The sequence below is a fragment of the Actinoplanes sp. ATCC 53533 genome (assembly GCF_003947245.1).
On record NZ_QHHV01000018.1, the window covers coordinates 1 to 24,515 of the forward strand.

The 24,515-nt window shown below is 73.0% G+C and carries 27 protein-coding genes and 1 pseudogene; 20 read left to right on the forward strand and 8 right to left on the reverse strand.

What is annotated here, in order from left to right; translation table 11 throughout:
• The 3 genes from DMB66_RS07360 to DMB66_RS07370 form a co-directional block, all read left to right on the forward strand.
• On the forward strand, positions 1-619 hold a 619-nt coding region (locus DMB66_RS07360), incomplete at its 5' end, for a carbohydrate ABC transporter permease (protein ID WP_148112720.1).
• Positions 616-1,605 (forward strand): zinc-dependent alcohol dehydrogenase family protein, encoded by a 990-nt coding sequence (locus DMB66_RS07365; protein WP_125803269.1) that lies wholly within the window; start codon positions 616-618, stop codon positions 1,603-1,605. The genes DMB66_RS07360 and DMB66_RS07365, both read left to right, overlap by 4 nt.
• A 91-nt stretch (positions 1,606-1,696) precedes the next feature.
• Positions 1,697-3,187: an APC family permease gene (locus DMB66_RS07370; RefSeq protein WP_233624364.1), complete on the forward strand. Its 1,491-nt coding sequence runs from the start codon at positions 1,697-1,699 to the stop codon at positions 3,185-3,187.
• A 6-nt stretch (positions 3,188-3,193) separates the two neighbouring features.
• Here DMB66_RS07370 and DMB66_RS61040 read toward each other — a convergent pair whose 3' ends face one another.
• The gene (locus tag DMB66_RS61040; RefSeq protein ID WP_158647162.1) at positions 3,194-3,355 is read right to left on the reverse strand and encodes a hypothetical protein; all 162 of its coding nucleotides are present in this window, start codon (positions 3,353-3,355) and stop codon (positions 3,194-3,196) included.
• A gap of 137 nt (positions 3,356-3,492) precedes the next feature.
• Here DMB66_RS61040 and DMB66_RS07375 point away from each other — a divergent pair, with 137 nt between their 5' ends.
• Positions 3,493-3,687, forward strand: coding sequence for a hypothetical protein (locus DMB66_RS07375; protein WP_125803271.1), 195 nt, complete (start codon positions 3,493-3,495; stop codon positions 3,685-3,687).
• A 14-nt stretch (positions 3,688-3,701) separates the two neighbouring features.
• Complete coding sequence (locus DMB66_RS07380; RefSeq protein ID WP_125803272.1) at positions 3,702-4,049, forward strand: hypothetical protein; 348 nt, start codon at positions 3,702-3,704, stop codon at positions 4,047-4,049.
• A 65-nt stretch (positions 4,050-4,114) separates the two neighbouring features.
• Here the strand turns inward: DMB66_RS07380 and DMB66_RS07385 are convergent, their stop codons facing one another.
• A complete protein-coding gene (locus DMB66_RS07385) occupies positions 4,115-5,236 on the reverse strand; it encodes an FAD-dependent monooxygenase (protein ID WP_125803273.1) in 1,122 nt (373 codons plus the stop codon).
• Between the two features lie 75 nt (positions 5,237-5,311).
• Here DMB66_RS07385 and DMB66_RS07390 point away from each other — a divergent pair, with 75 nt between their 5' ends.
• Entirely contained in the window at positions 5,312-5,926 is a 615-nt protein-coding gene (locus tag DMB66_RS07390; protein WP_125803274.1) for a TetR/AcrR family transcriptional regulator, read from the forward strand.
• A gap of 3 nt (positions 5,927-5,929) precedes the next feature.
• On the opposite strand, the gene DMB66_RS07395 is transcribed toward DMB66_RS07390, so the two are convergent.
• On the reverse strand, positions 5,930-6,445 hold the full coding sequence (locus DMB66_RS07395; protein WP_125803275.1) for a hypothetical protein: 516 nt from the start codon (positions 6,443-6,445) through the stop codon (positions 5,930-5,932).
• A gap of 39 nt (positions 6,446-6,484) precedes the next feature.
• Complete coding sequence (locus tag DMB66_RS07400; RefSeq protein ID WP_125803276.1) at positions 6,485-7,084, reverse strand: TetR/AcrR family transcriptional regulator; 600 nt, start codon at positions 7,082-7,084, stop codon at positions 6,485-6,487.
• Between the two features lie 80 nt (positions 7,085-7,164).
• On the opposite strand from DMB66_RS07400, the gene DMB66_RS07405 reads away from it, so the two are divergent.
• From DMB66_RS07405 to DMB66_RS07425, 5 genes are all read left to right on the forward strand, one after another.
• Positions 7,165-8,391, forward strand: coding sequence for an MFS transporter (locus tag DMB66_RS07405; protein ID WP_125803277.1), 1,227 nt, complete (start codon positions 7,165-7,167; stop codon positions 8,389-8,391).
• 156 nt (positions 8,392-8,547) lie between these two features.
• Positions 8,548-10,155, forward strand: a complete 1,608-nt coding sequence (locus DMB66_RS07410; protein WP_125803278.1) for an alpha/beta hydrolase — start codon at positions 8,548-8,550, stop codon at positions 10,153-10,155.
• Between the two features lie 248 nt (positions 10,156-10,403).
• On the forward strand, positions 10,404-10,991 hold the full coding sequence (locus tag DMB66_RS07415) for a TMEM165/GDT1 family protein (RefSeq protein ID WP_125803279.1): 588 nt from the start codon (positions 10,404-10,406) through the stop codon (positions 10,989-10,991).
• 11 nt (positions 10,992-11,002) lie between these two features.
• On the forward strand, positions 11,003-11,725 hold the full coding sequence (locus tag DMB66_RS07420; protein WP_125803280.1) for a cyclase family protein: 723 nt from the start codon (positions 11,003-11,005) through the stop codon (positions 11,723-11,725).
• A gap of 87 nt (positions 11,726-11,812) precedes the next feature.
• Positions 11,813-12,532 carry a tetratricopeptide repeat protein gene (locus DMB66_RS07425; protein ID WP_125803281.1) on the forward strand — a complete coding sequence of 240 codons (720 nt, stop codon included), beginning with the start codon at positions 11,813-11,815 and terminating at the stop codon, positions 12,530-12,532.
• Here DMB66_RS07425 and DMB66_RS07430 read toward each other — a convergent pair.
• The 3 genes from DMB66_RS07430 to DMB66_RS07440 are packed head-to-tail and all read right to left on the reverse strand — an operon-like array spanning position 12,498 to position 15,269.
• Complete coding sequence (locus DMB66_RS07430) at positions 12,498-13,526, reverse strand: YbhN family protein (protein WP_125803282.1); 1,029 nt, start codon at positions 13,524-13,526, stop codon at positions 12,498-12,500. The genes DMB66_RS07425 and DMB66_RS07430 overlap by 35 nt on opposite strands.
• Before the next feature lie 43 nt (positions 13,527-13,569).
• On the reverse strand, positions 13,570-14,742 hold the full coding sequence (locus DMB66_RS07435; protein WP_125803283.1) for a hypothetical protein: 1,173 nt from the start codon (positions 14,740-14,742) through the stop codon (positions 13,570-13,572).
• Positions 14,739-15,269 (reverse strand): SigE family RNA polymerase sigma factor, encoded by a 531-nt coding sequence (locus DMB66_RS07440; protein ID WP_125803284.1) that lies wholly within the window; start codon positions 15,267-15,269, stop codon positions 14,739-14,741. Before DMB66_RS07440 ends, DMB66_RS07435 begins: the two co-directional genes overlap by 4 nt.
• A gap of 399 nt (positions 15,270-15,668) precedes the next feature.
• Here DMB66_RS07440 and DMB66_RS07445 point away from each other — a divergent pair, with 399 nt between their 5' ends.
• The 9 genes from DMB66_RS07445 (at position 15,669) to DMB66_RS07485 (ending at position 23,308) form a co-directional block, all read left to right on the forward strand.
• Complete coding sequence (locus DMB66_RS07445) at positions 15,669-16,661, forward strand: PTS mannitol transporter subunit IICB (protein WP_125803296.1); 993 nt, start codon at positions 15,669-15,671, stop codon at positions 16,659-16,661.
• The gene (locus DMB66_RS07450; protein ID WP_125803285.1) at positions 16,658-16,978 is read left to right on the forward strand and encodes a PTS lactose transporter subunit IIB; all 321 of its coding nucleotides are present in this window, start codon (positions 16,658-16,660) and stop codon (positions 16,976-16,978) included. The genes DMB66_RS07445 and DMB66_RS07450 overlap by 4 nt, the downstream gene beginning before the upstream one ends.
• 14 nt (positions 16,979-16,992) lie before the next feature.
• The gene (locus DMB66_RS07455) at positions 16,993-17,745 is read left to right on the forward strand and encodes a magnesium transporter MgtE N-terminal domain-containing protein (protein ID WP_125803286.1); all 753 of its coding nucleotides are present in this window, start codon (positions 16,993-16,995) and stop codon (positions 17,743-17,745) included.
• Positions 17,742-18,191: a PTS sugar transporter subunit IIA gene (locus tag DMB66_RS07460; protein ID WP_125803287.1), complete on the forward strand. Its 450-nt coding sequence runs from the start codon at positions 17,742-17,744 to the stop codon at positions 18,189-18,191. Before DMB66_RS07455 ends, DMB66_RS07460 begins: the two co-directional genes overlap by 4 nt.
• Positions 18,188-18,463, forward strand: a complete 276-nt coding sequence (locus tag DMB66_RS07465; RefSeq protein WP_125803288.1) for an HPr family phosphocarrier protein — start codon at positions 18,188-18,190, stop codon at positions 18,461-18,463. The genes DMB66_RS07460 and DMB66_RS07465 overlap by 4 nt, the downstream gene beginning before the upstream one ends.
• On the forward strand, positions 18,456-20,078 hold the full coding sequence (locus DMB66_RS07470; RefSeq protein WP_125803289.1) for a putative PEP-binding protein: 1,623 nt from the start codon (positions 18,456-18,458) through the stop codon (positions 20,076-20,078). The genes DMB66_RS07465 and DMB66_RS07470 overlap by 8 nt, the downstream gene beginning before the upstream one ends.
• Before the next feature lie 76 nt (positions 20,079-20,154).
• The gene (locus tag DMB66_RS07475; RefSeq protein WP_125803290.1) at positions 20,155-21,093 is read left to right on the forward strand and encodes a sporulation protein; all 939 of its coding nucleotides are present in this window, start codon (positions 20,155-20,157) and stop codon (positions 21,091-21,093) included.
• Positions 21,094-21,136: 43 nt separating this feature from the next.
• Positions 21,137-22,468 (forward strand): NAD(P)/FAD-dependent oxidoreductase, encoded by a 1,332-nt coding sequence (locus DMB66_RS07480; RefSeq protein ID WP_125803291.1) that lies wholly within the window; start codon positions 21,137-21,139, stop codon positions 22,466-22,468.
• A gap of 210 nt (positions 22,469-22,678) precedes the next feature.
• Positions 22,679-23,308 carry a LamG-like jellyroll fold domain-containing protein gene (locus tag DMB66_RS07485; protein WP_233624366.1) on the forward strand — a complete coding sequence of 210 codons (630 nt, stop codon included), beginning with the start codon at positions 22,679-22,681 and terminating at the stop codon, positions 23,306-23,308.
• Positions 23,309-23,325: 17 nt separating this feature from the next.
• Here DMB66_RS07485 and DMB66_RS07490 read toward each other — a convergent pair.
• Positions 23,326-24,471: pseudogene (locus tag DMB66_RS07490) on the reverse strand (glycoside hydrolase family 18 protein); the annotation flags it as partial.
• Positions 24,472-24,515 lie beyond the last annotated feature (44 nt).

Here is a 24,515-nt window from a genome sequence, read left to right on the forward strand (position 1 = left end):
CCTGCTGAACTCGCTGATGGCCAGCATCTTCTCCACGCTGCTGGTCGTCGTGCTGGCGACCCCGGCGGCGTACGCGCTGTCGCTGCGCCCGGTGGCGAAGTGGACGGACGCGCTGTTCTTCTTCATCTCCACCAAGATGATGCCCGCCGTCGCCGCGCTGCTGCCGGTGTACCTGCTGGTCAAGCAGCTCGGCATGCTCGACAACATCTGGACGATGGTGGTCCTCTACACCTCGATGAACCTGCCGCTCGCGGTCTGGATGATGCGCTCGTTCCTGCTGGAGGTGCCGCGCGAGGTGCTGGAGGCGGGCGAGGTGGACGGCGCGAGCCTGCTCACCTCGATCCGGAAGATCATCCTGCCGATCGTCTCGCCCGGACTGGCCGCGACCGCACTGATCTGCTTCATCTTCGCCTGGAACGAGTTCTTCCTGGCGGTCAACCTGACCGCGACGAACTCCGGCACCGCGCCGATCTTCCTGGTCGGTTTCATCTCCTCGGAGGGACTGTTCCTGGCCCGGCTCTGCGCCGCGGCCACGCTGGTCTCGCTGCCGGTGCTCATCGCCGGCTGGGTGGCCCAGAACAAGCTGGTCCGGGGCCTGTCGATGGGTGCCGTCAAGTGAAGGCTGCCGTCGTTGTCACCCCCGGCACCATCTCGGTGGAAACCGTGCCCGACCCCACGCCGGGCCCGCTCGACGTAGTGGTCAGGCCGGCCGCGGTCGGCATCTGCGGCACGGACCTGCACATCATGGACGGCGAGTTCGCGCCCTCGTTCCCGATCGTGCCGGGCCACGAGTTCGCCGGCGAGATCGTGGCGGTCGGCGGGCAGGTCGCCGGCTTCGCGGTCGGCGACCAGGTGGCGGTCGATCCGTCGCTGTACTGCGGATACTGCTACTACTGCAAGCGGGCGCGGGGCAACCAGTGCGAAAACTGGAACGCCATCGGGGTGACCCGGGCCGGGGGAGCGGCCGAGTTCGTGGCCGCCCCGGCGGCGAACCTGTTCAAGCTGCCGCCGCACCTGGCGGCCCGGGACGCCGTGCTGATCGAGCCGCTCTCCTGCGCGGTGCGCGGCTTCGATGTGCTGCCGCGCCGGATGGCCGACAACTTCCTGATCTACGGCTCCGGCACGATGGGGCTGATGATGCTGGAACTGGCCAAGCGGGCCGGCGCGGCGACCGTCTCCATGGTGGACCTCAATCCGGAGCGCCTGGAGACGGCCCGCCGACTCGGCTGCAGCGCGGCCGTGACCAGCGCCGAGGAGCTTGCCGCGCCGCGCGGCTGGGACGTGGTGATCGACTGCACCGGCGCCGCGCCCGCGATTCGCGACGGGCTCGCCCGGGTCGGCCGGGGCGGCACGTTCCTGCAGTTCGGGGTGTCGGCGTACGACGCGCGGGTGGAGATCGAGCCGTACGAGATCTACCGGCGCGAGATCACCATCACCGGCTCGATGGCGGTGCTGCACAGCTTCGACCGGGCCGGTGAGCTGATGGCCGCCGGCGTCCTGGCGCCGGAGATCTTCATCAGCCACCGGTTCCCGCTGGACAGCTATCCGCAGGCCCTGGAGCAGTTCCGGGCCGGAGTGGGCCGCAAGACCGTGGTCGAGCCCTGATCGCGGCCGTTCGTGCCAATCTTGTCACTATCAGTTAGTTCTGAATCACTACTGGTTGTCAGCAGCGGCCGGCCCGGGTGTCAATGAAGCGGTGACCCCGCCTCGCCCACCGGCCGCCGGGCGCCTCGGTGGCGCGCCCGTCGCCCTCCTGGCGCTCGGTGTCACCGTCCCGGCGGCCGTCGTCGCCGGCGCCCGGCCCTTGATCTTCCTCGGCCTCGGCCTGCTGCTGCTGACCTTCGCGGCCGGCTACGTCACGATGGCCCGCCGGATGCCACACCCCGCCCCGCTGTACTGCTTCGTCGCCCGGGGCCTCGGCCGCCCGCTCGGCCTGGGCGCGGCCGCGCTGGCGCTGCTCTCTTACACCGCCCTGCAACTCGCGCTCTATGGCACGGTCGGTGCGGCCGTCGCGCCGCTGCTGGACGGCTGGTTCGGGATCACCGCGGCGTGGTGGGTGGTCGCGCTCTGCTGCTGGGCCGTGGTCGCCGGCTGCGGCCTGCTGCGGATCCCGGCGGCCGCCTGGCTGGTCGCGGTCCTGGTGCTGGCGGAGCTCGTCGTGATCATCGGCTACGGCGCGGCGAACGTGCTCGACCCGGCCGGCGGCGGGATCACCTGGGCGGCTCTGTCGCCCGCGTCGCTGGCGGACCTGCCCCGGCCGATGCTGGGCCTGCTGCTGGTCGGTGGGGCGCTGGCCTTCGTCGGCTTCGAGACCACGGCGATCTACAGCGACCAGCCGCGGCATCCGCACCGGGCGGCGTATCTGTGCGTCGCGGCGATCGCGGTGCTGACGGCGGCGGCGGGCTGGGCGATGAGCGTGGCAGCCGGCCCCGGCCGGATCGCGGCGGTCGACCCCGGCCGGACGGGGCCGGCCGATGCCGGCCAGGGCGCGGCGTGGGCCGGCGCGCGGGGGCCGGAGCTGATGTTCGACCTGGCGGCGGAGCGGCTGGCGCCGTGGCTGGTCACCCTGGGCCGGGCCGTGCTGGTCGCCGGCCTGCTCGCGGCGATGATCGCGCTGCACCTGGTGATCACTCGCTACCTGGTCGCGCTGGGCCGGGAGCGGGTGCTGCCCCCGGCGCTGGGCCGCGGGGTTGCGGCGTCGCTGACCCAGACCGTCGTGGTCGGGGCGGTGCTCGGAGCTTGCGCGTACGCGGACGTCGGCCTCGGCAGGGGCGTCGGCGTCGCGGGCGGGCTGGGCATCCTGGCGCTGCTGCCGGTGACGTCGCTGGCGGCGCTGCTGTTCCTCAACCGGAACCCGGGCGAGGCCGGGGTGTGGGGCCGCTTCCTGGCGCCGGCGCTGTCCACGGTCGGGCTGGGCGTGCTCGGCTATCTCGCGGCGCGTGACCTGCCGGCGCTGCTCGGCGTACCGGTGGGGCGGGTGTGGGTCGGGCCCGCCGCGGCCGGGGCCGCGATCCTGCTCGGCATCGGGTACGGCCTGGTGCTGCGCCGGGCGGCGCCGGTGAGCTATGCCGGTGTGGGCCTGGGCGGCGCGGCCGTGGTCGTCTCGCCGGTGTCGCTGCCGATTCCCCAGCCCCGGAACCCGGGAGCGCACCGCCCCGAGCGCATCAACCGCGAAGTCAGCCACTGACCCGCGCTACTCGGCCACCCGGGCGTGCTGGTCCGGCCGGTGGCGGGCGCCGGTCAGGCCAGGGTACGGCTCGCCCGACGCATAGGGCAGGCAGCGTTCGGCCAGCCCGGCCGGTGTGCCGTTGCGCTCGGCCAGCCAGGAGATCCAGTCCGGAAGCAGGTCCAGCACCTCGTCGCCGAAGTCGTCCTGGTAGTAGTCCAGGACGTGCTTTGGCGGTCGCTTGCCAGGATGTCGGGCGTTTGCCGAGTACCCGCGGGACTCGGTACCAGGTTCCCGGGTCGACGACCCGGCACTACGATGTACCCATGACCGAGCGGGCTGAACGCGCACCCGAGCCAGGCGAAGTGCGGGTGATCCTCGATTCCGACCTGCCACGCGAAGCCAAGCTGGCCGAGTTGTCCAAGCTGATCCTCGGCACTGACGAGCCGGCGTCCGCCCCGGAACTGTTCGCCGCGCTCCGCGGGTTCGGACCCGCCGACCGCGTCCGCCACGCCTCATGAGTGAGCCCCGCTGGGTGCTGGACGCGTCAGCGATGGTCGCCCTGTTCGAAGGCCACGGCGGGCTGTACTCGATGCTTCAGGAAGCCGACGCAGGTCGTGCCCGCATGTTTTTGCCGGCCGTCGCGGTCGCGGAGGCCGAGACGATGCTGCGGGCCGGCTACGACGGGTGGGGGATGCTGTTGTTCGCCGCCGGCGTCGAGGTGATCCGGCTGGATCAGTCCACCGCGATCGAACTCGGCAACCGCCAGGGTCCGCTGGGTGCCCGCCACGCCATGCACGAGGCACGCGCCATCGGCGTTGCGGTGGTAACCCGGTCGCCGGGTGACTACGCGGGCCTACCGGGCGCGCTGACTATCGTCTGACTGCGTGCTGCCCAGCGCGACCAGGATCGCCGGGCCAGTGATGTGACCACAGGATGAGCCGGCCGTCAGACTCGGCCGGGCAAGGCTCGCGCGGCGAGGTTGCGGGCGGTGATTCCCAGCCGGGTCTTCGGGATGAGCAGTGCCGCGGCCCGGCCGACCTGGCGTTGCTTCGGGCCGACCAGGGTGCGGTGCTCGGCCTCGTACCGGCGGAACGCCCTCGGGTGGTCGCCCGGGTCCGCGGCGAGCGCGGCGGCGAGGGTGAAGGCGCCGGCCATGGCGAGGCTGGAGCCGTCGCCGAAGAGTGACACGCACGACGCCGCGTCGCCGAGTAGCGCGACTCTGCCCCGCGCCCAGGTGGGCAGGCGCACCTGGCTGACGGAGTCGAAGTACAGGTCTTCGGTCTTCCGCAGCTGATCGAGCAGCTCGGGCACCCGCCAGCCGGCGCCGGTGTATGCCTCCGTGACGATCCGCTTGTGCTGGTCGGTGTCGCGGTAGTCGAAGCCGGCGATCGCCGGACCTCGGAAGATGAAGGCGGCCAGGGCGTTGCCGCGTGCGGGGTGGATGGAGACCAGCCTGCCGGGGGTGTTGTACATCAGCACGTCGTGCGGCCGGTCGACCGGACCGTCGAACGGCATGGTCGCGACGTAGACGCCCATGTGCCGCACGACGTCGCCCTCCGGGCCGAATGCCAGCCGCCGCACCGTGGAGTGCAGCCCGTCGGCGCCGATCACCAGGTCGAAGCGGCGCGGGGCGGCGCGGTCGAAGGTGACGTCGACGCCGTCGGCGTCCTGGCGCAGCGTGACGATGGTGTCGTCGAACAGGAACTCGGCGTCGCCGCGGGCGGCCTGGTAGATGACGGATGCCAGGTCGCCGCGCGGCAGCTCCACCTCGCGGCTGCCGGCGGCGCTGCGGGCCGCGGGCATGCGCACCCGGGCGACCTGCCGGCCCGACGCGTCGACCACGCTCATCGCGGTCGCCTGGGTGGCGGCTTCCCGCAGGCGGGGCATGATGCCCATCTTTTCGGCCACGGGCAGCGCCGGGCCGCGCACGTCGACGGGGTTTCCGCTGGACCGCGGATTTTGAGCTCGCTCGACGACGGTGGGCTGAAAGCCGTGCCGGGCCAGCCAGTAGGCGAGGGTGGGGCCGGCGATGCCGGCGCCGGAGATCAGTGCGGTGTGAGAGGTCATGCGTTCACGGTAACCGCACTCAGTGCAGATTTGCAATGGATGCAGCTTTGCATTGGATGCCGTACGCTGTCCCGCATGTCTCTCCGCGACCGCAAGCGGGCCCGAACCCGCCAAGCTCTTGTCGACGCCGCGACGGTGCTGTTCGAGCGCGACGGCTATGACGAGACGACGGTCGCCGACATCGCCGCCGCCGCCGAGATCGGCACGCGCACGTTCTTCAGCTATTTCGCCAGCAAGGAGGAGTTGCTGTTTCCGGAGAGCGATGCCCGGGTGCGGGCGGCGGTCGAGGCCATCGCGGCGCGCGGCCCGGACGATGGTCCCGCCGAGGTGCTGCTGCGGGCGCTGCACAAGGTCGGGGACGACAGTGATGACATGGTCAGCCGGCTTGCCGCGCTGCGGCTGCGGCTGATCCGGACCGTGCCCGCGGTGCGCGGGCGGGCGCTGCAGACCCAGCTCGACGCCCAGCGCGAGATCGCGCGGCACCTGGCCGCGGCGTTCCCCGACCGGCTCGACGAGGTGAGCGCGGCCGCGCTGACCGGGGCGTTCGTGGGCGCGGTCACCGGCGCGCTGCAGGTGCTGCTCGACGACCCCACCCAGCTCGGCGACCCGGCCATGGTGCAGGCCGCCGTCCGCCGGGCGACCGACGTGGCGCTCACTCCGTGGCTGCGGGCCGGCTCGGACGCGCCGTAGAAGCTAGGCGGGTGGGGTGCCGTCGCCGAAGAACTCCCGGATCTGGGTGAGGGTCAGGTAGCCCAGCGGGTCCGCCTCTCCGCTCTCCGGCGCCACGGCCTTGCGCGTCACCTCCGGCTCGCGGGGGTGGTCCGGCAGGTCCGGCAGCGGCGGCACCGGGGGCAGCGCGCCCAGGCCCATCGCCTCGCGGATCACCTCGAACATGCCGGTCACCTCGTGGACCGCCAGCGGAAAGAGCTCCGCCGGGCGGCGGGTGCCGGCGGCCGGCGCGGCGCAGGTGAAGTTGGCCCGCAGCTTGCCGCTGGCCTTGCAGATGTCGGCGCTCGGGCGCAGGTGGTCGAGCGGGCCCTCGGCGACGATCCCGAGCTCGCATTCCGGTACGCCCGCGGCATCCCACCAGCGCTGCCAGGCCGGATCGCCGTCGAGCGTCACCACGACATGCTGCAGCGCGACGATGTACGCCTGTGATGCCCGGCCGTCCACGGTGGTGGTCCCCAGGAGGGGATGGAGCCAGTCCATCGCCACATCGTCACATTTCGGTCATAGCTATTACCGCATTCAGTCCGCGCGCGTACGGGTGGCGGCGTCCAGCAGGGCCGCCGCCATCGCACGGGACGTGCCGGCCGCGGCGGCGGAGCGGTCCATCCGGGCGCCGACCGACGAGCCGTCGTACAGGACGACCAGCTGCGCGGCCAGGGTTTGCGGGTCGTGGGCGCCGGCGTCGCGGGCCAGCTCGGTGAAGAGCGAGCGGGTCCACGCGCGATTCTCGTCGCAGACCTGCTCGACCACGCCGCCGGCCGGGGACTCGGCGCTCGCGTTGTAGAAGGCGCAACCGCGGAACGAGGGGGCGGCGGCCAGCTCGGCCAGCACGTCGAAGACGCCCAGCAGGCGGTCGCGGGGGGTGTCGTAGCGCTCCAGGCCGGTCAGGATGCGTTCCCGGCGGCGCAGGTGGCGGCCCTCCAGGTAGGCCCGGATCAGCCCGTCCTTGCTGCCGAACGAGCTGTACAGCGAGGCCTTGGCGACCCCGGCGTGCTCGATGACCCGGTCGATGCCGACCGTGTGCACGCCCTCGGCGTAGAAGAGCTCGTCGGCGGCGAGGAGCAGGCGTTCGCGCGCCGAGGGCTTGCGCGCGGCGGCCGAACGTGATGCGGCGGACATGTGTTTGACGATATCAGACAGATCTGTCTAGTGTCGGTTGCTGCAGACAGACCTGTCTGTTCAAATCGCCAGGGAGCGTCATGACCACTACGACCCTGCCGCCCGCCCGTACCGGTGAGCCGGCCGTCCGCCGGAAGAGCCTGTCGCACCCGGCCGCCTTCGCGGCGATCGCGGCCATCTTCGTGACGTTCACCGCGGCGTCCAGCGCACCCTCGCCGCTGTACGTCGTCTACCAGCAGCTCTGGGGCTTCTCCGCGATCACGCTGACCGTGGTCTTCGCCGTCTACGTGGTCGGTCTGATCGGCGCGCTGCTGGTGCTCGGCGCGCTCTCCGACCACGTCGGCCGGCGGCCGGTGCTCGCCGCCGCGATCGGGCTGGAGGTCGTCGCGCTGGTGCTCTTCCTCGTGGCCGGGGACGTGGCCGTCCTGCTCGCGGCCCGCTTCCTGCAGGGCATCGCGACCGGCGCGGCCCTCACCACCCTGGGCGCCGCCCTCGTCGACCTCAACCCGCCGCACGCGCCGGGGCGGGCCGGGCTGGTCAACAGCGTCGTGCCGCCGGCCGGCCTGGCGGTCGGCGCGCTGGGCACCGGCGCGCTGGTGCAGTTCGCGCCCGGACCCACCCACCTCGTGTTCGCCCTGCTGCTGGCCGGCATGGCCGTCGCCGCGCTCGTGGTGCTGCTGATGCCGGAGACCTCGGGCCGACGCCCGGGCGGCGCCGCGTCCCTGGTGCCCCGGCTCGGCGTGCCGGCCCGGCTGCGCGGCGCGGTGTTCGCGCTGGTCCCGATCATCGTGGCGAGCTGGGCCCTGGGCGGGCTCTACCTCTCGCTCGGCCCGTCCGTCGCGGCCGGTGTCTTCGGGCTGTCGAACCACCTGATCGGTGGCCTGGTCGTGACGCTGCTCTGCGGCACCGGCGCGGTGGCCGCCTTCGCACTGCGGAGCCGGCCGGCGCCGCGGGTGCTGGCCATCGCCGGTGTGCTGCTCACCGTGGGCACCGCGGTGACCCTCGTCGGGGTGCAGACCGGCAGTGTCCCGCTCGGTGCCGCCGGCACGGTGCTGTCCGGCATCGGCTTCGGCGCCTCCGCGCTGGCGAGCTTCGGCACGATCGCGGTGCTGGCCGCGCCGCACGAGCGGGGCGAGCTGATCGCGGTCGCGCTGACCATCGCGTACGTCGCCTTCAGCCTGCCCGCGGTGATCGCCGGCCTGGCCGCGACCGCCGTGGGCCTGCACGCGACGGCGCTGGTCTACGGCCTGGTCGTGGTGCTGCTCGGCGCGGCCGCACTGATCGCCCAACGGCTGCGGCGAGCCTGAGGAAGCGGTGCGGTCCGGCGGCTGCGCGCTTGAGGGAGCGGTGCGGCCCGGCGGGCCGGAACGACCGGCTCTTTCGTGGTAACCCCCGGCGTGGACGGCTGTTAAGCAGTCGTCCGCGCCGGAGCATACGGGGCGAATCCACACGAAGGGCTGGGCATGAAGAGACTTCTGGCGACTGCCGCCACGTTCGCGCTGGCGCTGGGCGGCGCGGCCGTCGCGTCCGGTGCGCAGGCGGAACCTCCGCGCGGCGCCCCCGGCTATCCCGGCATCACCTGGGGCGGGTGCGAGAACGCCACCCTCAAGGCCCGCAACGCCGAGTGCGGCTTCCTCGCCGTCCCACTGGACTACGCGGCGCCGGCCGGCAAGACGATCGAGCTGGCCGTCTCCCGGATCAAGCATTCGGTTCCGGACGGCGAGTATCAGGGCGTCATGCTGGTGAACCCGGGCGGACCCGGCGGTGCCGGGCTGGCGCTGCCGGTGCTCGGCGACTACGTCCCGAAGAAGGCCGGTGCCGCCTACGACTGGATCGGCTTCGACCCGCGCGGCGTCGGCGCCAGCAAGCCGGCGCTGAGCTGCGACGTCAAGTACGCCGGCTACAACCGCCCGCCGTACGTGCCCAGCACGCGCGCGATCGAGACGGCCTGGCTGGCCCGGGCCAAGGGATACGCCGCGGCCTGCGCCAAGAACGGCGGTGCGCTGCTGGACCACCTGCGGACCACCGACACCGTGCGGGACATGGAGCGGCTGCGGGCCGCGCTCGGCGTGGCACAGATCAACTTCTACGGCTTCTCGTACGGCACCTACCTGGGCCAGGTGTACGCGACCCGGTACCCCGACCGGGTCCGCCGGATGGTGCTCGACGGCAACGTGGACCCGGGCCGGGTCTGGTACGACTCCAACCTGGACCAGGACATCGCGTTCGACCGCAACATCAAGATCTACTTCGGCTGGCTCGCCGAGCACGACGACGTCTACCACCTGGGCAAGACCGCCAAGAAGGTCGAGCGGCTCTTCTACGCCGAGCAGGCGAGGCTGACCCGCGAACCGGCGGACGGCGTCATCGGCCCGGATGAGCTGACCGACATCTTCCTGCAGCCCGGGTACTACGTGTTCGGCTGGGACTCGGTGGCGAAGGCGTTCGCGAGTTGGGTCCACCAGAAGGACCCGGTGGCGCTGCGCAAGCTCTTCGACGACGGCAACACCCAGCAGGCGGGCGCCGACAACGGCTACGCGATCTACCTCGGCGTGCAGTGCACCGACGCGCCCTGGCCGGCGTCCTGGCAGCGCTGGCGGACCGACAACTGGCGGGTGCACCGGGCCGCGCCGTTCGAGACCTGGGGCAACGCCTGGTACAACGCGCCCTGCCGGAACTGGGCTGGCGAGGCCGGCAAGCCGGTGCTCGTCAACGGCGTCAAGGCCCCACCGGTCCTGCTGCTCAGCGAGACCCTGGACGCCGCCACGCCGTTCTCCGGCAGCCTCGAGGTCCGCAAGCGGTTCCCGCGCTCGGCCCTGATCGAGGGTGTCGGCGGCACCACCCACGCGGGCTCGCTCTTCGGCAACGCCTGCGTGGACGACGCGGTCGCCGACTACCTGGCGACGGGTGCCCTGCCCCGGCGGCTGAAGGCGAACCGGTCGGACAAGCGCTGCAAGCCGATCGCGCCGCCGGAAGCGACCGCGACCGCCGCGAAGCCAACCGAGAGCGCGGGCCTGCTCACCCGCCTTGAGCTGCGGAAGCTGATCGGCGGGCCGCGGGCCGCCGGCTAGCGTTCCAGTGTTCGCAGGCTCACAGGGCCGTGCCGGCCGGATCGGCCGGCACGGCCGGTAGGCTCCGTATCGCGAAGGGGAGTAGCTCCCAACGTCGTGGTCGACATACTGGCTCTGCGGTTCGAGAGCCCGGCCACGCGGCCTCGGATCTTCGGGGCGAGCGAGACCTTCGACTTGGCCGTTTCCTGCCGGCCGGGTCGAGGTCGCCCCGCGCCCAAACCCCGGTCTGCCGCTCACCGGGAGTTCCCATGGACGCCTTCCTCGTCGCCACCGCGCTCAGCTTCGCCGTGATCTTCGTCGCCGAGCTGGGCGACAAGTCCCAGCTCATGGCGCTGACGTTCGCGACCCGCTTCAAGACCGTGCCGGTGCTGATCGGCATCACGATCGCCACCGCGGTGGTGCACGCCGTCTCCGTCGGCATCGGCTACGGCCTCGGCGCCACCCTCCCGACCGGCTGGATCTCGCTGGTCGCCGGCCTCGCGTTCCTCGCGTTCGGCGCCTGGACGCTGCGCGGTGACAAGCTCACCGACGACGAGAAGACCAAGGCCGAGCGCTCGACCGGCTCGGCGATCCTCGCCGTGGGCGGCGCGTTCTTCCTGGCCGAGCTGGGCGACAAGACGATGCTCGCGACCATCACGCTGGCCACCCAGCATGGCTGGTTCGGCACCTGGCTCGGCTCCACGCTCGGTATGGTCGCCGCGGACGCCCTCGCCATCCTGGTGGGCCGCCTGCTCGGCCGGCACCTGCCGGAAAAGACCATCCGGTACGGCGCCGCGGCGCTTTTCGCTATCTTCGGCATCTGGCTGCTCGTGGAAGCCCTCATCGAGCTCAACTAGCAAGGGGAACCATGTCGCAGGAACCGACAAGACGGCGCTGGGTCGAGCTCAGCCACGTCATCTCCGCCGGGATGACCACCTACCCCGGGCTGCCGGTTCCGGAGATCACCCCGCACCTGACCCGCGAGTCCTCCCGGGACGTGTACGCCCCCGGCACCGAGTTCGCCATCGACCGGCTCACCATGGTCGGCAACACCGGCACCTACCTGGACAGCCCGTTCCACCGCTACCCGGACGGCGCCGACCTGGCCGGGCTGCCCCTGGAGCGGCTCGCCGACCTGCCCGCCGTCGTCGTCCGTACGGTCGGCAGCGGGTCGCGCGCCGTCGACGCCGACACGCTGGAGGGCCTGGAGGTCGAGGGCCGGGCCGTGCTGCTGCACACCGGCGGCGACGCGCACTGGGGCACCCCGCAGTACGCCGTCGACGCGCCCTACCTCAGCGGTGCGGGGGCACGGTGGCTGGTCGAGCACGGCGCGGCGCTGGTCGGCATCGACTCGGTCAACATCGACGACATGGTCCCGGCCGGTGAGCGGCCCGCGCACACGCTGCTGCTCGCCGCGGGCATCCCGATCGTTGAGCACATGACCGGGCTGGCGAATCTGCCGCTCACCGGCGCCCGGTTCACGGCCGCTCCGCCACGGGTCTCTGCCTTCGGCACGTTCCCGGTGCGGGCGTACGCCTCGGTGCCGGACATCGAGCCGCACGACCACCTCAGGGCGGCTTCCGGCGGGTGAGTTCGGGGCGGGTTTCGCGGAAGCCGCTCAGAATAGCGCCGAAAGTGCCGATGATGACGGTGTGAGCTTTAACTCCGGAGCAGAGCGATGACCGACCTGGACACGGCACGGGCGAGGGTGCAGCATCCCGGGGCGCCCGGGCTGAGCACGCCGACGGAGATCGGGGTCGCGCGCGCCGCCGCCCTCTTCGAGCGGGTCGACCCCGCGGCCGCGGCGGCGCACCTCGAGCCGGTGCTGGCCGCCGACCCCGAGTCCGCGGCCGGCTGGATCCTGCTGGCCCGGATCCGGCTCGTGCTGGACGAGGTGGACAAGGCCCTGGAGGCCGCCAACCGGGCGATCGCCCTGGTCCCGGAGGATCCCCGGCCGCTGGCCACCGCGAGCCGCGCGCTCACGCTGCTCGGCCGGCACGAGGAGGCGGTGACGATGGCCTACCGGGCCGTCATCGCCGAGCCGAAGAATCCGCTCTGGCACGACCGGGTCGCCTGGTCCCTGCTGGCCGCCGACCGCCAGTACGCGGACGCCGAGCAGGCCGCCCGGACCGCCATCGGGCTGGAACCGAACGAGGCGCACTACTACTTCACTCACGGCGTGACGCTGGACGCGCTCGGCCACGCAGACCAGGCCCGCCAGGCGTTCCTGATCTCGCTGAAGCTGGAGCCGGAGAACCCCGTCGCGCAGCACCGGCTGGCGGTGCTCAACGGCGAGAGCGTCCGGGCGCCGGAGCGGAAGAAGCGCGGCTGGAAGCTCTTCGGCAAGCGCGGGGGCGCCACGGCTATGCCGGTACGCCCCGAGGAGCACCTGCCCTAGCCCGCATGATCAGCCACACCAGCCAGCCCGTACCGATGATGAAGCCGAAGCTGATCAGCCGGTAGAGCACCACCGCCGCGAGCGCCGAACCGCTGGTCAGGCCGCCCGCCACCAGGCCGAGCACCAGGGCGCCGTCGACCACGCCGAGCCCGCCCGGCACGATCGGCACGCTCGCCGCGGCCATCCCCGCGCAGTAGGCGATGACCAACTGCGCCGGATGGATGCCGCTGGCCCCGACGGCGATGCAGCACATCCACAGGCACAGGGCGTCCAGCAGCCAGTTCGCCACCGCCAGCAGCACCGCGAGGGTGAAGTCGGCCGGGCGCACCCGCACCGAGCGCAACTGGTCCACGAAGCCGACCAGCCGCGCGTGCCCGGTGTCCAAGGGGCGCCGACGCACTCTGTTGACCCCGCTGAGCAGCCGGCGGGCCGGGGCGATCAGCCACTCCGGGTGCTGCGCCACCAGGCGCACCAGGAACGCGACCGCCAGCGCGCCGGCCATGTAGCACAGCAGGGTGCGCCAGCTGCCGGTGCTGCGGGTCAGGATGCCGAAGACCGCGCCGATCACCACCAGGGCGCCCGCCGACAACACCCCGCTGAGCGCGATGCACCAGGAGGCGACCGCCGGCGAGGCGCCGTAGCGGCGCAGCGTCTGGAAGTTGAAGGCGGTGGAGAAGACCGGCCCGCCGGGCAGCGTCGCGCTCAGCGAGTGCGCCGCGTACGCCAGCGCCACGTGCCGGCGGACCGGGACCCTGGTGCCGGCGCCGCGCAGCAGAGCCTGCTGCATCCGGGCGTAGGTGCCCATCGAGGCGATCTCGGCGATCACCGCGCCGGCGACCCAGTTCCACGCGGGGGTGCGGAGCTGGTCGACGGCCTCGGCCAGCGACGACCAGCCGAGGACCAGCTCGACGCCGAGGATGGCGACGATGACGGCCACCACGGCCGGCGGGCGGCGCCACCACGCCGGCGGTGCGGTGTCCTCCGAAGCGACCATCGCCGATCATCGTCGCACCATCCGCGCCGGCCGGCAGGTCGTTTCAGCGGGTGTAGGCGACCAGGTCCAGGCCCTTGAGCGCGGCCGGCTCCCGCGCCCGCAACAGCAGGGTGAAGTCCGGGGCGAACAGGGAGAGCCGGCGTTTGCCGTCCTTGACCGAGCGGACCAGCAGGTTGCCGTCGGGCCCGAAGACGGCGCCGATGACCTTGCCGGAGACCGGCAGGTCGACGATGTCGCCGGTCACCGTGTCCAGCACCGCGTCCGCGGGCGCCGCAGCCGCATCCGTCGCCGCCGTCGGGTCCGCCGTGGCCGCCGAGAGCTGCACCGTCACCAGATCGCCGGTGGCGTCGACGCTGACCGGGCGGCAGGCGGCGCGGCCGTCCGAGTCGTCGGATTTCGGCACGGGGGTGCCGGACTGCGCGTTCGCGCCGGCCACCTCCAGCCCGCAGCCGGCGGTGGCGTAGACCAGCGTGGAGCCGTCGCCGGACCAGCGGAACTGCTGCCCGTCCAGGCCGTCGGGCAGCGGGGTCAGCGCGCCGGTGGCCACCTCCAGCACGCCCGGCTCGGCCGCGTCGATGAGCAGCCGGGCGCCGTCCGGGGACCAGGCCGGTGCCTGCGCCGCGGAGGTGGTGCCCTGGTAGGCCTGCCGCGGGTCGCCGCCGCGGGTGTCCGCCACCATGAGGTTGCCGTCCGCCACGTAGGCCAGCCGGGCGCCGTCCGGGGAGACGCCGACCGTGGCGTACGGCTGCGAGAGCACCGTCTCCGGCTGGTCGTCGCCGGGGCTCAGCCGGACGAGCCGCCCGTCGTCCGCCGGGTCGGCGTAGAAGACGTGCCCGGCCAGGTCGCCGATGGCCGTCGAGCGCGGGCTCGTCGTGGTGCCGGGCGGGCGCGGGCGGGGGCGGGAGGACGGGCCGCCCTGCACAGGTCTCGACTGCTCGGCCGCGGTGTCGGCGACGCGCGACGCGGCCGATGCCGAGGCCGAGGGCACCGGCGGGGCGCCGGCCACCGGGGCGGCCGGCGGCGGACCGGACTGCGGCAGCTGCCACAGGCCGCTGCCCAGCAGCGCCAGGGCGACCACGGCCGCCGTCGTACCGATCGCGGCCTCGCGCCGGCCGATGCGGCGCGAACGGGCCAGCGAGCGCTCGTACAGGTCGGTCGGAGCGACCGTGTCGGCCAGCTCGCGCAGCTCGTCGCGGAGCGGATCGGGCCTGGTCATCGGCCGGCCTCCCGCGCGTCGGCCAGCAGCCGCAGATCGGGCACCAGCGTGCGGAGCCGCTCCAGGCCCCGGGCGCACTGGGTCTTGACCGTGCTGACCGAGACGCCGAGCATCTGGGCCGCCTCAACCTCGGTGTGGTCCTCGAAATACCGCAGCACGATCACCGCGCGCTGCTTCGGGCTCAGCGAGAGTAACGCCCGCCGCAGGGCAACCCGGCGGACGGCGGCCTCGGCGGGATCTTCGGTGCTGCCGCCGTGCTGGTCCAGGCCGTCGCCGGGCAGGGACTCGGCGACCTTCGGCCGCCGCCAGAAGGAGACCTGGGCGTGATACATGACCTTGCGGGCGTACGCCTCGGCGTTGCTCGGCCGCTCCAGCCGCGACCAGGCCCGATGGGTGCGTGCCAGCGCCTCCTGCACGAGATCCTCGGCGAGATGCTGGTCGCCGGTCAGGAGGAACGCCGACCGGAGCAGCGCGTGCGAACGCTCACGAACGAAATCCGCATAGGCACGGTCGTGGGCGTCGTCCATACCCCGCTGTCCGATCGGCGTCCGGAAAGAGTCGTGAGCGTACTGCGACCGGTCAATCGCCGCGTCAATGCTCACGTCGTCCCGTCCGCGCGATGTGGTGGGAAGCGTCAGCCGGTGCCCCCCGTTATCACCAGCCCCGGCTGACGCGCGTACGTCAGCTAGACGCGCGGCGGCCGGGCGGCGGGTGACAGGCCGTTCGGCTGATTCGATCTAGCCGAACGGTCAGGTAGGTGGTCCCGGGGCGTTGACAGTCGGTGGTCCCGTCGGTACAACAAACCGCGACTCGTCCCCGTCCAGCTTCCTGTTAGGAGCGCACCTGTGGCCGAGCAATACGCACCGGCCACGGAGGACTCCGGCGTCAAGGCCCGGGTGCAGCGCTTCGGCGGTCATCTCGCGGGCATGGTGATGCCCAACATCGGGGCCTTCATCGCCTGGGGTCTGATCACCGCCCTCTTCATCCCGTCCGGCTGGCTGCCGAACGAACGGTTCGCCGCGCTGGTCGATCCGATGGTGCACGTGCTGTTGCCGATCCTGATCGGATACACCGGCGGCCGGATGGTGCACGGCCAGCGGGGTGCCGTCGTCGGCGCGGTGGCGACCATCGGCATCGTGGTCGGCGCCGATGAGCCGATGTTCTTCGGCGCGATGATCGTCGGTCCGCTGGCCGCCTACGCCATGCGGCTGGTGGACCGGGTCACCGCCGACCGGATCCGCCCCGGCTTCGAGATGCTGGTCGACAACTTCACCGCCGGCATCGTCGGCGGGCTGGCGGCGCTCGCCGGGGTCGTCGCGATCGGACCGGTCATGCGGGTCTTCACCCAGGCCGCGGGCGACGGTGTCGAGTTTCTCGTCGAGCATCACGTGCTGCCCGGCGCCGCGGTGCTGATCGAGCCCGCCAAGGTGCTCTTCCTGAACAATGCCATCAACCACGGGGTGCTCGGCCCGCTCGGTGTCGCCGAGTCCGCCGATACCGGCAAGTCGATCCTGTTCATGCTGGAGACCAACCCGGGGCCCGGCTTCGGCATCCTGCTGGCGTATCTGCTCTTCGGCCCGCGGTCGTTGCGGCCCAGCGTGCCGGCCGCGATGGTGATCCAGTTCCTCGGCGGCATCCACGAGATCTACTTCCCGTACGTGCTGATGAAGCCGGTCATGCTGCTCGCGGCGATCTGCGGTGGTGCCGCCGGGATCGTGACCTTCATGTTCACCGGCGCCGGTCTGGTCGCCACCCCGTCGCCGGGCAGCATCTTCGCCTACCTGGCCGAGACCCCGCGCGGCGGCTATCTCGGCGTGCTCGCCGGGGTTGTGGTGGCGGCCGCGGTGTCCTTCGTGGTCGGCGCCGTGCTGCTCGGCTTCGGCCGGTCCGCCGGCGACGACGAGGCGGCGGCGGAGTGAGCAGCATCGACGGCAGCGCCGTCCGCAAGCTCGTGGTCGCCTGCGACGCCGGCATGGGCAGCAGCGTGATGCTCGCCGGGCAGCTCCGCCGCGAGCTGCGCAAGCTGCCGGTGGTCGTGGAGCACCACCCGGTCGCCGCGATCCCCGCCGACGCCGACGTGGTGCTCTGCCAGGCGGGACTGGCCGCGCGGGCCCGTTCCGGGGCGCCCGGCGCGGTCGTCGTCGGCTTCCGGTTGTTCCTGGGCGATCCGCGGGTCGCCCAGGTCGTCGCCGCGGTCAAGAGCGGCGGCCCGGTCGTCGGCACGCCGGGCGGTTGAGCATGCTCGGCTCCATGCCGACCGAACACGTCGTCGCCATGCTCGGGGCGTCGCCGCCGCAGCGCGCGGTGATGGCGCTGCTCTCGATGCCGAAGGAGCGGATCGCCCGGCTGCTCGGTGTCATGGACGGCAGGCTGATCGCGCGGCTGCTCATCGCCGCCGACCCGGGCCGGCGGGCGAGCCTGCTGCGCCACCTGGACGACACCCGGCTCGCCGCCGAGCTGGCGCTGCTGCCGATGATCGAGGCCGCCTCGGTGCTGGCCGTGCTGCCACCCGAGCGGGCCCGGAGCCAGCTCGACCTGGTCGGCGTCGAGTATCTCGGCACGCTGCTGGACGCCATGCCGGCTGCGCAGCGGCGCCGGCTCGCCGCCGTGCTCGATCCGCGGCGCCTGCCCGACCTGCGCCGGGTCGGCTTCGAGAAGGCGGTCATCGAGTCGCTGGGCCGCACCGCGGCCGGCCTGCGGTGGGTGCCCGACGAGCCGGGCAGCAACCTGATCGCCGCCGTCTTTCAGCGGATGTTCGGGATTTCGCTGTGTTATGTGGATGATGGTCCGCTTCATCCCGGTCCGGTCGACCGGGCCCGGCGGGTCTTCGCGGGTCGGCGAGTGGACGGGATCCTCATCATTTCCAACGGAGCGCCAAGCGCCCCGGCCGCCGAGTTGGTCGCCGCCGTCTGTCACGGTGACACCCCCGCACTGGTGGCGACGTGGGAATCCGGCGACAATGACGGCGTGCTGGGACGCGCCCTGGTCAGGCTGGCCGGATGACCATCAATATCCGACCCGTGCTCGCGGAGCGCGGGGTGCGGCTGACCGAGGTCGCCGCCGACCGGGTGGCCGCGATCCATCGCTGCGCGGACGTGCTCGAGGAGCTCGGCGCGGTGCACCCGACCTACCGGGAGGCGATGCTGGACAGGGAGTGGGCGATGTCCACCTACGTCGGCGAGGGCGTGGCCATTCCGCACGGCCTCGACGTCTCCCGGGTCCTGGTCCGGCGCGACTCGCTCGCGGTGTTGCGCTTCCCGGACGGCGTCGACTGGGACGGTCACCGGGTCAGCATGTGCGTCGCGATCGCGGCCCGCGGCGACGGCCACGTCGCCCTGCTGAGCGCGCTCGCCGAGGTGCTGCTCGACCCCGACCGGGCCAGGGCGCTGCGCGAGGCCGCCGATCCGGCGGCCGTCGTGCGGATGCTGCACCCGGTGGCGCAGCCATGATCCGGACGGTGCTGCTGGGCGGCCGGGCCGGGCTGCACCTGCGCGCGGCCTCGCGGATCGCCGACGCCGCGGCCCGCCAGCCGGCGCCCGTCACGGTCCGCACCGCGCAGCGACCGGCGGCGGTGCCCGCCGACAGCGTCCTCTCGCTGCTCAGCCTGGGCGCGCTCTGCGGCACGGAGCTGATCCTCGAGGCGTACGGGCCGGGCGCGGCCGCCGCCCTGGAGAGCCTGGCCCGGCTGCTCGCGATCGACCCGGATGTGGCCGGTGCCTGAGCTGCTGCGCGGCCTCGGTGCCAGCGCCGGTACGGCCGTCGGGCCGGCGTACCGGCTGGCCGATCCGCCGCGCCTGCCCGCGCCCCGGACGGTCACCGACCCGGTTGCCGAGACCCGGCGGGCGTTCGCGGCCGTGGACGCGGTCTGTGACGAGATCGGCCGGCGGGCGGCGGCCGCCGCCGATCCGACGAGCGCCGAGATCCTGCGGGTCCAGGCGGCGCTGGCCGGCGACCGCACCCTGCGCGAGGGCATCGCCGCCGCCGTACGGGTGGGGCACGAGGCCCCGCACGCGGTCGCCACCGTCCTGGCCGACCACCGCGCCGTCCTGCTCGCGGCCGGCGGCTCGCTCGCCGCCCGCGCGGCCGACCTGGACGACCTGCGGGACCGGGTGGTCGCGCACTGCCTCGGGCTGCCGATGCCGACCCTGCCGGATCCAGGCTGCCCGTACGTGCTGGTCGCCGTCGACCTGGCGCCGGCCGACGCCGCGCTGCTGGACCCGAAACGGGTGCTCGCCGTGGTCACCTCCGCGGGCAGCTTCGTCAGCCACACCGCGATCCTGGCCCGCGCCCGTGGCCTGCCCACCGTGGTGGCGTGCGGCCGGGCGCTGGAGATCGGTGACGGCACGGTCGTCACTGTCGACGGCACCGCGGGCCGGGTGTCGGTCGGTGCCTCCGGCGACGTCCCGGCCGCCTCGGTGTCACCCGCCGCGCCGGCCGGTGAGCTGCGCGGCAGCACGGCCGACGGGCACCGTGTCGCGCTGCTGGCCAACATCGGCAGCGCGGCCGAGCTCAGCGGCGTCGCGGTCGAGGGAGTCGGGCTGTTCCGCACCGAGCTGCTCTTCCAGCACCACCTCGATCCGCCGACGATGGCCGAGCAGGTCGAGGCGTACGCGGAGGTCTTCGCCGTGGTGGGCACCCGGCAGGTCGTCGTCCGCACGCTGGACGCCGGCTCGGACAAACCGCTGCCGTTCCTGCACGAGCTCGACGAGCCGAACCCGGCGCTCGGCATCCGCGGCCTGCGGGTGGCCCGGCGCCGGGTCGACATCCTGAAGACCCAGATCGCCGCGATCGCCGCGGCGGCCCGCGGGTCGGCGGCGCGGGTCGCGGTGATGGCGCCGATGGTCACGACGGTGGCGGAGGCGGCCCAGTTCACCGCGCTGTGCCGCGACGCCGGCCTGTCGACGGTCGGCGTCATGATCGAGGTGCCGGCGGCCGCCGTCCGGGCCGCCGAGATCCTGCAGGCCGTCGACTTCCTCAGCGTCGGCACCAACGACCTGAGCCAGTACGCGTTCGCCGCCGACCGGCGCAGCGGCGAGCTGGCCGATCTGCTCGACCCGTGGCAGCCGGCGCTGCTGTCGCTGATCGCCCTCTGCGCGGCGGCGGGCGAGGCCCTGGGCCGGCCGGTCGGGGTGTGCGGGGAGGCGGCCGCGGATCCGGCCTTCGCGGTGGTGCTGACCGGCCTGGGCGTGACCAGCCTGTCGATGTCGCCCGCGGCCGTCCCGGCGGTCCGCGCCGCGCTGGCGGCGCATACTGTGGACGAGTGCCGCGCGGCGGCCCAGCAGGCGCTCGCGGCCGGTGATCCGGTCACCGCCCGCGCCGCGGTCACCCGCGTGTGAGCCCTCGCTCCCAGCAACCATTCAGCCTGACTTGTTAGCTTCTGCCCGACCTGTCAGTCCTGGGTAAGGGGTGTTCGTGGGCTTCAAGAAGATGCTGGGTGCCTTCGGCGTGGGCGGCCCGAGTGTCGACACCGTGCTGACCGACGCGAACGGGCGGCCCGGCGGCACGCTGGCCGGACACGTCAACCTGGTCGGCGGCAGTCACGACGTGGAGATCGAGCACATCACCCTGGGCCTGGTGACCCGGATCGAGGTCGAGGGCGGCCAGGGCGAGTACGGCGCCACCAGCGAGTTCCACCGCGTCGGGGTCAGCGGTCCGCTGCGCCTGGCGGAGAAGCAGGAGCTGTCCCTGCCGTTCCAGATCGAGCTGCCCTGGGAGACGCCGATCACCGCCGTCTACGGCCAGCACCTGCGCGGCATGACGATGGGCGTACGGACCGAGGTGGCCATCGCCCGCGCCGTGGACAAGGGCGACCTGGACCCGATCGCGGTGCACCCGCTGCCGGTGCAGGAGCGCATCCTCGAGGCGTTCGCCCGGCTGGGCTTCCAGTTCAAGAACGCCGACCTGGAGTACGGCCGGATCGCCGGCGTGCATCAGACCCTGCCGTTCTACCAGGAGATCGAGTACTACCCGCCGGCCCAGTACGCGCGCGGCGTCAACGAGGTCGAGCTGACCTTCGTGACCAACCCGCACACCGTCGAGGTGGTGCTGGAGTTCGACAAGCGCGGCGGCATGTTCAGCGCCGGGCGCGACACGTACGGCCGCTACACCGTTCCGCACGCCGACGCGGACACCGCCGACTGGGCGCAGGTCGTCGACGGCTGGGTCCGCGAGGCGGTCTCCCACCACCAGAGCCACGGCGCGCCCGCGTACGGCGGCGGCCACGGCCACGGCCGGGGACACGGCTCCGGAATGGGTGGCATGGTCGCCGGGGTCGCGGGTGGCATGGCGGCGGGCTACCTGGCCGGCGAGGTCATGGAAGAGGCCTTCGAGGACGACGGCGGCGAGGAATAGTAGCTAGCGTGGTCTGGGCATCGGTCTTGACGGAAGGACTGCTATGGCCCGCCCCCGGATCGTCATCGTCGGAGCCGGTTTCGCCGGCTTCCAGGCCGCCCGCACGCTGTCCAAGGCAGCCCGTGGCGCGGCGGAGATCGTCATCGTCAACCCCACCGACTATTTCCTGTACCTGCCGCTGCTGCCCGAGGTGGCCGCCGGGATCCTCGAGCCGCGGCGGATCTCCGTCTCGCTGGCCGGGGTGCTGCCGGGAGTCAAGGTCATCCTCGGTGAGGTGGACGGCTTCGATTTCGACGCCCGTACGCTGTCCTACCTCGACCCGGAGGGAGGCAAGAGCAGCCTCGGTTACCACCGGCTGGTCATCGCCGCCGGCAGCGTCAACAAGCTGCTTCCGGTGCCCGGCGTCACCGAATACGCGCACGGCTTCCGCGGCATCCCCGAGGCGCTGTTCCTGCGCGACCACATCACCCGGCAGATCGAGATGGCCGACACCGCCACGGACGAGGCCGAGCGCGCGGCCCGCGCCACGTTCGTCGTGGTCGGCGCCGGCTACACCGGTACGGAGGTGGCGGCCCAGGGCGTGCTGTTCACCGAGGCGCTGACCCGGCGCCGGGGCGGCCTCAAGGGCAAACCGCGCTGGTTGCTGCTCGACACCGCCGAGCGGGTGCTGCCGACGCTGGACACCCGGCTCGGCGCCGCCGCCGACAAGGTGCTCCGCGAGCGGGGCGTCGAGGTGCTGCTCAAGAGCTCGGTCCAGCAGGCCACCGCGCACGGCGTGCACCTCAGCGACGGCTCGTTCGTGGCCACCAAGTCACTGATCTGGTGTGTCGGCGTACGCCCGGACCCGCTGGTCGCCGACCTCGGGCTGGCGACCCAGCAGGGCCGGCTGGTCGTCGACGAGTTCCTCAACGTGCCGGGTCACCCGGACGTGTACGCCTGCGGGGACGCGGCGGCCGTGCCCGACCTGACCCGCCCGGGCGAGATCACCGGCATGACCGCCCAGCACGCCAGCCGGCAGGGCGCCACGGTCGCCAAGAACATCGCCGCCTCGTACGGCTACGGCCGGCGCCGTGCCTACAAGCACCATGACCTCGGCTTCGTGGTGGACCTCGGCGGGCTCGACTCGGCGGCGAACCCGCTCGGCGTGCCGCTGTCCGGCCTGCCCGCCAAGGTCGTCACCCGCGGCTACCACCTGCTGTCGATGCCGGGCAACCGGGTGCGGGTCGCCACGGACTGGCTGCTCGACGCGGTGCTGCCCAACCAGGGCGTCCAACTCGGACTCGTGGCGGCCGGCGCGGTGCCGCTGGACAGCGCCTTTCCGCAGGCCATGCCCGACACCGGCAGCACCGGGGAGCGAGCGCCCGCGGGGGATTAGTCCGAAGGGTCACCATGATCGGCCGACCGGCGCGGGTGGTTGATTAACCTCGCAAATGCTCCACAAGTAATAATTCGGACATGCGATCTCGTTCTCTCGTCGTCCCCGCGATTCTCGTCGGCCTGCTCGCCGGCTCCGTTTCGGATGCGGCCTCGACTCAAGAGTCCTTCGTGGTGGTGGCGGTGACTCAGGCGACCGCCGGGGGGACCCGTGGTCGCGCGGTACGGCTTCGACGGCGGCCGGTCCAGCTCGATGGCCGACGAGTCCGGCAACGGCCACACGCTCCGGCTGATCACCGGCAACGGCGGCACGGTGAGCACGGTCCGGCACGGTGCCGGCCACGCCCTGCGCTTCCCGGCCAAGTGCACCGGCAAGAAGGCGTGCCCGCACGCGGCGCTGCAGAGCCCCAGCTCCGCGAACCTCAATCCGGGCACCCGGCCGATCTCGTACGGGGCCAAGGTGCTGCTGCCCCGGGGCCAGACCAGCAAGGGCCAGAACGTCGTGCAGAAGGGCTACTCCGCCACCAGCAGCCAGTACAAGCTGCAGGTGGACGGCGCCGCCGGCCGGGCGAGCTGCGTGCTCGTCGGCGCGCGGCCCGGGATCAAGCTGGTCACCAGCTCGGTTTCGGTCGCCGACGGCACCTGGCACGCGGTGGAGTGCCGGCGCACCGCGAGAGCCCTGACGGTGCTGGTGGACGGCGCGGTGCGGGGCAACCGGGCGCTCGTGGCTGGCCTGTCGGTCGCCAACGACCGCCCGCTGAGCATCGGCGGCAAGGGCGCCTACTTCGACAACGACCAGTTCCAGGGCACGCTGGACGATGTCTGGGTCCGGATCGGCTGACCGCCCGGCCCTGCGCGTTACTTCGGGGTTCGCAGGCCGGCGGCCATCGCGCCGACGAGTTGGGCGTCCTCGGTGTCGCCGGAGAGCTCCCAGGCGAATGCGCCACCGAGACCCTTGCTGCGGGCGTACGCCATCTTGGTCTTGATTGTCTCGGGGGTGTCGTAGCCCCACCACTGGCCGCGGCAGAGCGCGTAGGCCGTCCCGCCGATCGTCCCGGTGGGCGGGCAGGTCTCGCGCAGCACCGAGTAGTCCTCCATGCCCCGCTCGTAGCTGCCCGGCGCGGGCCCGGTGCCCCTGCTCCCGGGGGCCGCCGTGCCGACACCCGTCCACCCGCGACCGTAGAAGCCCACGCCGAGCAGCACCTTGGCGGCCGGCACCCCCGAGGCGAGCAGCTCGCTGATCGCGGCGTCGGTGGTCGCGGAGTCGCGCGGGATGCCCGGGTATGCGGTGAGCGGCGAATGCGGCGCGGTCGGCCCGGTGCCCGCGCCGGTGCCGGTGCCGAAGAAGTCGTAGGTCATGGCGCTGAGCCAGTCGGCGCCGCGGGCCGCGGCGGCGTAGTCGGTGGCAGCCAGCTTGCCGAGGCCGCCCGGCACCGCGGCCGTGATCAGCCGCTCCGGGCCCAGCTCCGCACGCAGCGCCGTGACCAGGGCGGCCAGGGCTCCCGGCCCGCTCTTGTCGCAGACCAGCCCGCAGGCGTTCGGGTATTCCCAGTCGATGTCGATGCCGTCGAAGAGGTCGGCCCAGCGGGAGTCGGTGAGCAACTCGCGGCACGACGCGGCGAACGCGCGCGGGTCGCCGGCCGCCGCGGTGAAGCCCGTCGAGCCGGTCCAGCCGCCGAAGGACCAGATCACCTTGAGGCCGGGGTGCCGCGCCTTGAGCTTGCGCAGCTGACCGAAGGTGCCGCGCAGCCCACGGCCCGGGACGTCGGCGACACCGTCGACACTGTCCGCCGCCGCGATCGGCTTCTCGTAGTCGGCCCACTTGTCGCCGACGGCGCAGCCGCCGTCGGCGACCTTGCCGAAGGCGTAGTTCAGGTGGGTGAGCCCGGCCGCCGCGCCGCTGGTCTCGACGTCGCGGACCTGGTAGTCGCGGCCGTAGACGCCCCAGCCGGTGAAATAGCCGACGACGCGCTGCGCGGCGGTGGCCGGCTTTTCCTTCGCCGGTGCGTCGCAGGCCCCGGTCAGCAGCAGCGCCGCAGCCAAGGCGA

Excerpts from the sequence above, each read along its gene's own strand:
- DMB66_RS07375 (WP_125803271.1), top strand. The coding sequence starts at position 3,493 with ATGACCGAGCGGGCTGAACGCGCACCCGAGCCAGGCGAAGTGCGGGTG.
- DMB66_RS07385 (WP_125803273.1), bottom strand. The coding sequence starts at position 5,236 with ATGACCTCTCACACCGCACTGATCTCCGGCGCCGGCATCGCCGGCCCC.
- DMB66_RS07390 (WP_125803274.1), top strand. The coding sequence starts at position 5,312 with ATGTCTCTCCGCGACCGCAAGCGGGCCCGAACCCGCCAAGCTCTTGTC.
- DMB66_RS07395 (WP_125803275.1), bottom strand. The coding sequence starts at position 6,445 with ATGGACTGGCTCCATCCCCTCCTGGGGACCACCACCGTGGACGGCCGG.
- DMB66_RS07400 (WP_125803276.1), bottom strand. The coding sequence starts at position 7,084 with ATGTCCGCCGCATCACGTTCGGCCGCCGCGCGCAAGCCCTCGGCGCGC.
- DMB66_RS07405 (WP_125803277.1), top strand. The coding sequence starts at position 7,165 with ATGACCACTACGACCCTGCCGCCCGCCCGTACCGGTGAGCCGGCCGTC.
- DMB66_RS07410 (WP_125803278.1), top strand. The coding sequence starts at position 8,548 with ATGAAGAGACTTCTGGCGACTGCCGCCACGTTCGCGCTGGCGCTGGGC.
- DMB66_RS07415 (WP_125803279.1), top strand. The coding sequence starts at position 10,404 with ATGGACGCCTTCCTCGTCGCCACCGCGCTCAGCTTCGCCGTGATCTTC.
- DMB66_RS07420 (WP_125803280.1), top strand. The coding sequence starts at position 11,003 with ATGTCGCAGGAACCGACAAGACGGCGCTGGGTCGAGCTCAGCCACGTC.
- DMB66_RS07425 (WP_125803281.1), top strand. The coding sequence starts at position 11,813 with ATGACCGACCTGGACACGGCACGGGCGAGGGTGCAGCATCCCGGGGCG.
- DMB66_RS07430 (WP_125803282.1), bottom strand. The coding sequence starts at position 13,526 with ATGGTCGCTTCGGAGGACACCGCACCGCCGGCGTGGTGGCGCCGCCCG.
- DMB66_RS07435 (WP_125803283.1), bottom strand. The coding sequence starts at position 14,742 with ATGACCAGGCCCGATCCGCTCCGCGACGAGCTGCGCGAGCTGGCCGAC.
- DMB66_RS07440 (WP_125803284.1), bottom strand. The coding sequence starts at position 15,269 with ATGGACGACGCCCACGACCGTGCCTATGCGGATTTCGTTCGTGAGCGT.
- DMB66_RS07445 (WP_125803296.1), top strand. The coding sequence starts at position 15,669 with ATGGTGATGCCCAACATCGGGGCCTTCATCGCCTGGGGTCTGATCACC.
- DMB66_RS07455 (WP_125803286.1), top strand. The coding sequence starts at position 16,993 with ATGCCGACCGAACACGTCGTCGCCATGCTCGGGGCGTCGCCGCCGCAG.
- DMB66_RS07460 (WP_125803287.1), top strand. The coding sequence starts at position 17,742 with ATGACCATCAATATCCGACCCGTGCTCGCGGAGCGCGGGGTGCGGCTG.
- DMB66_RS07465 (WP_125803288.1), top strand. The coding sequence starts at position 18,188 with ATGATCCGGACGGTGCTGCTGGGCGGCCGGGCCGGGCTGCACCTGCGC.
- DMB66_RS07480 (WP_125803291.1), top strand. The coding sequence starts at position 21,137 with ATGGCCCGCCCCCGGATCGTCATCGTCGGAGCCGGTTTCGCCGGCTTC.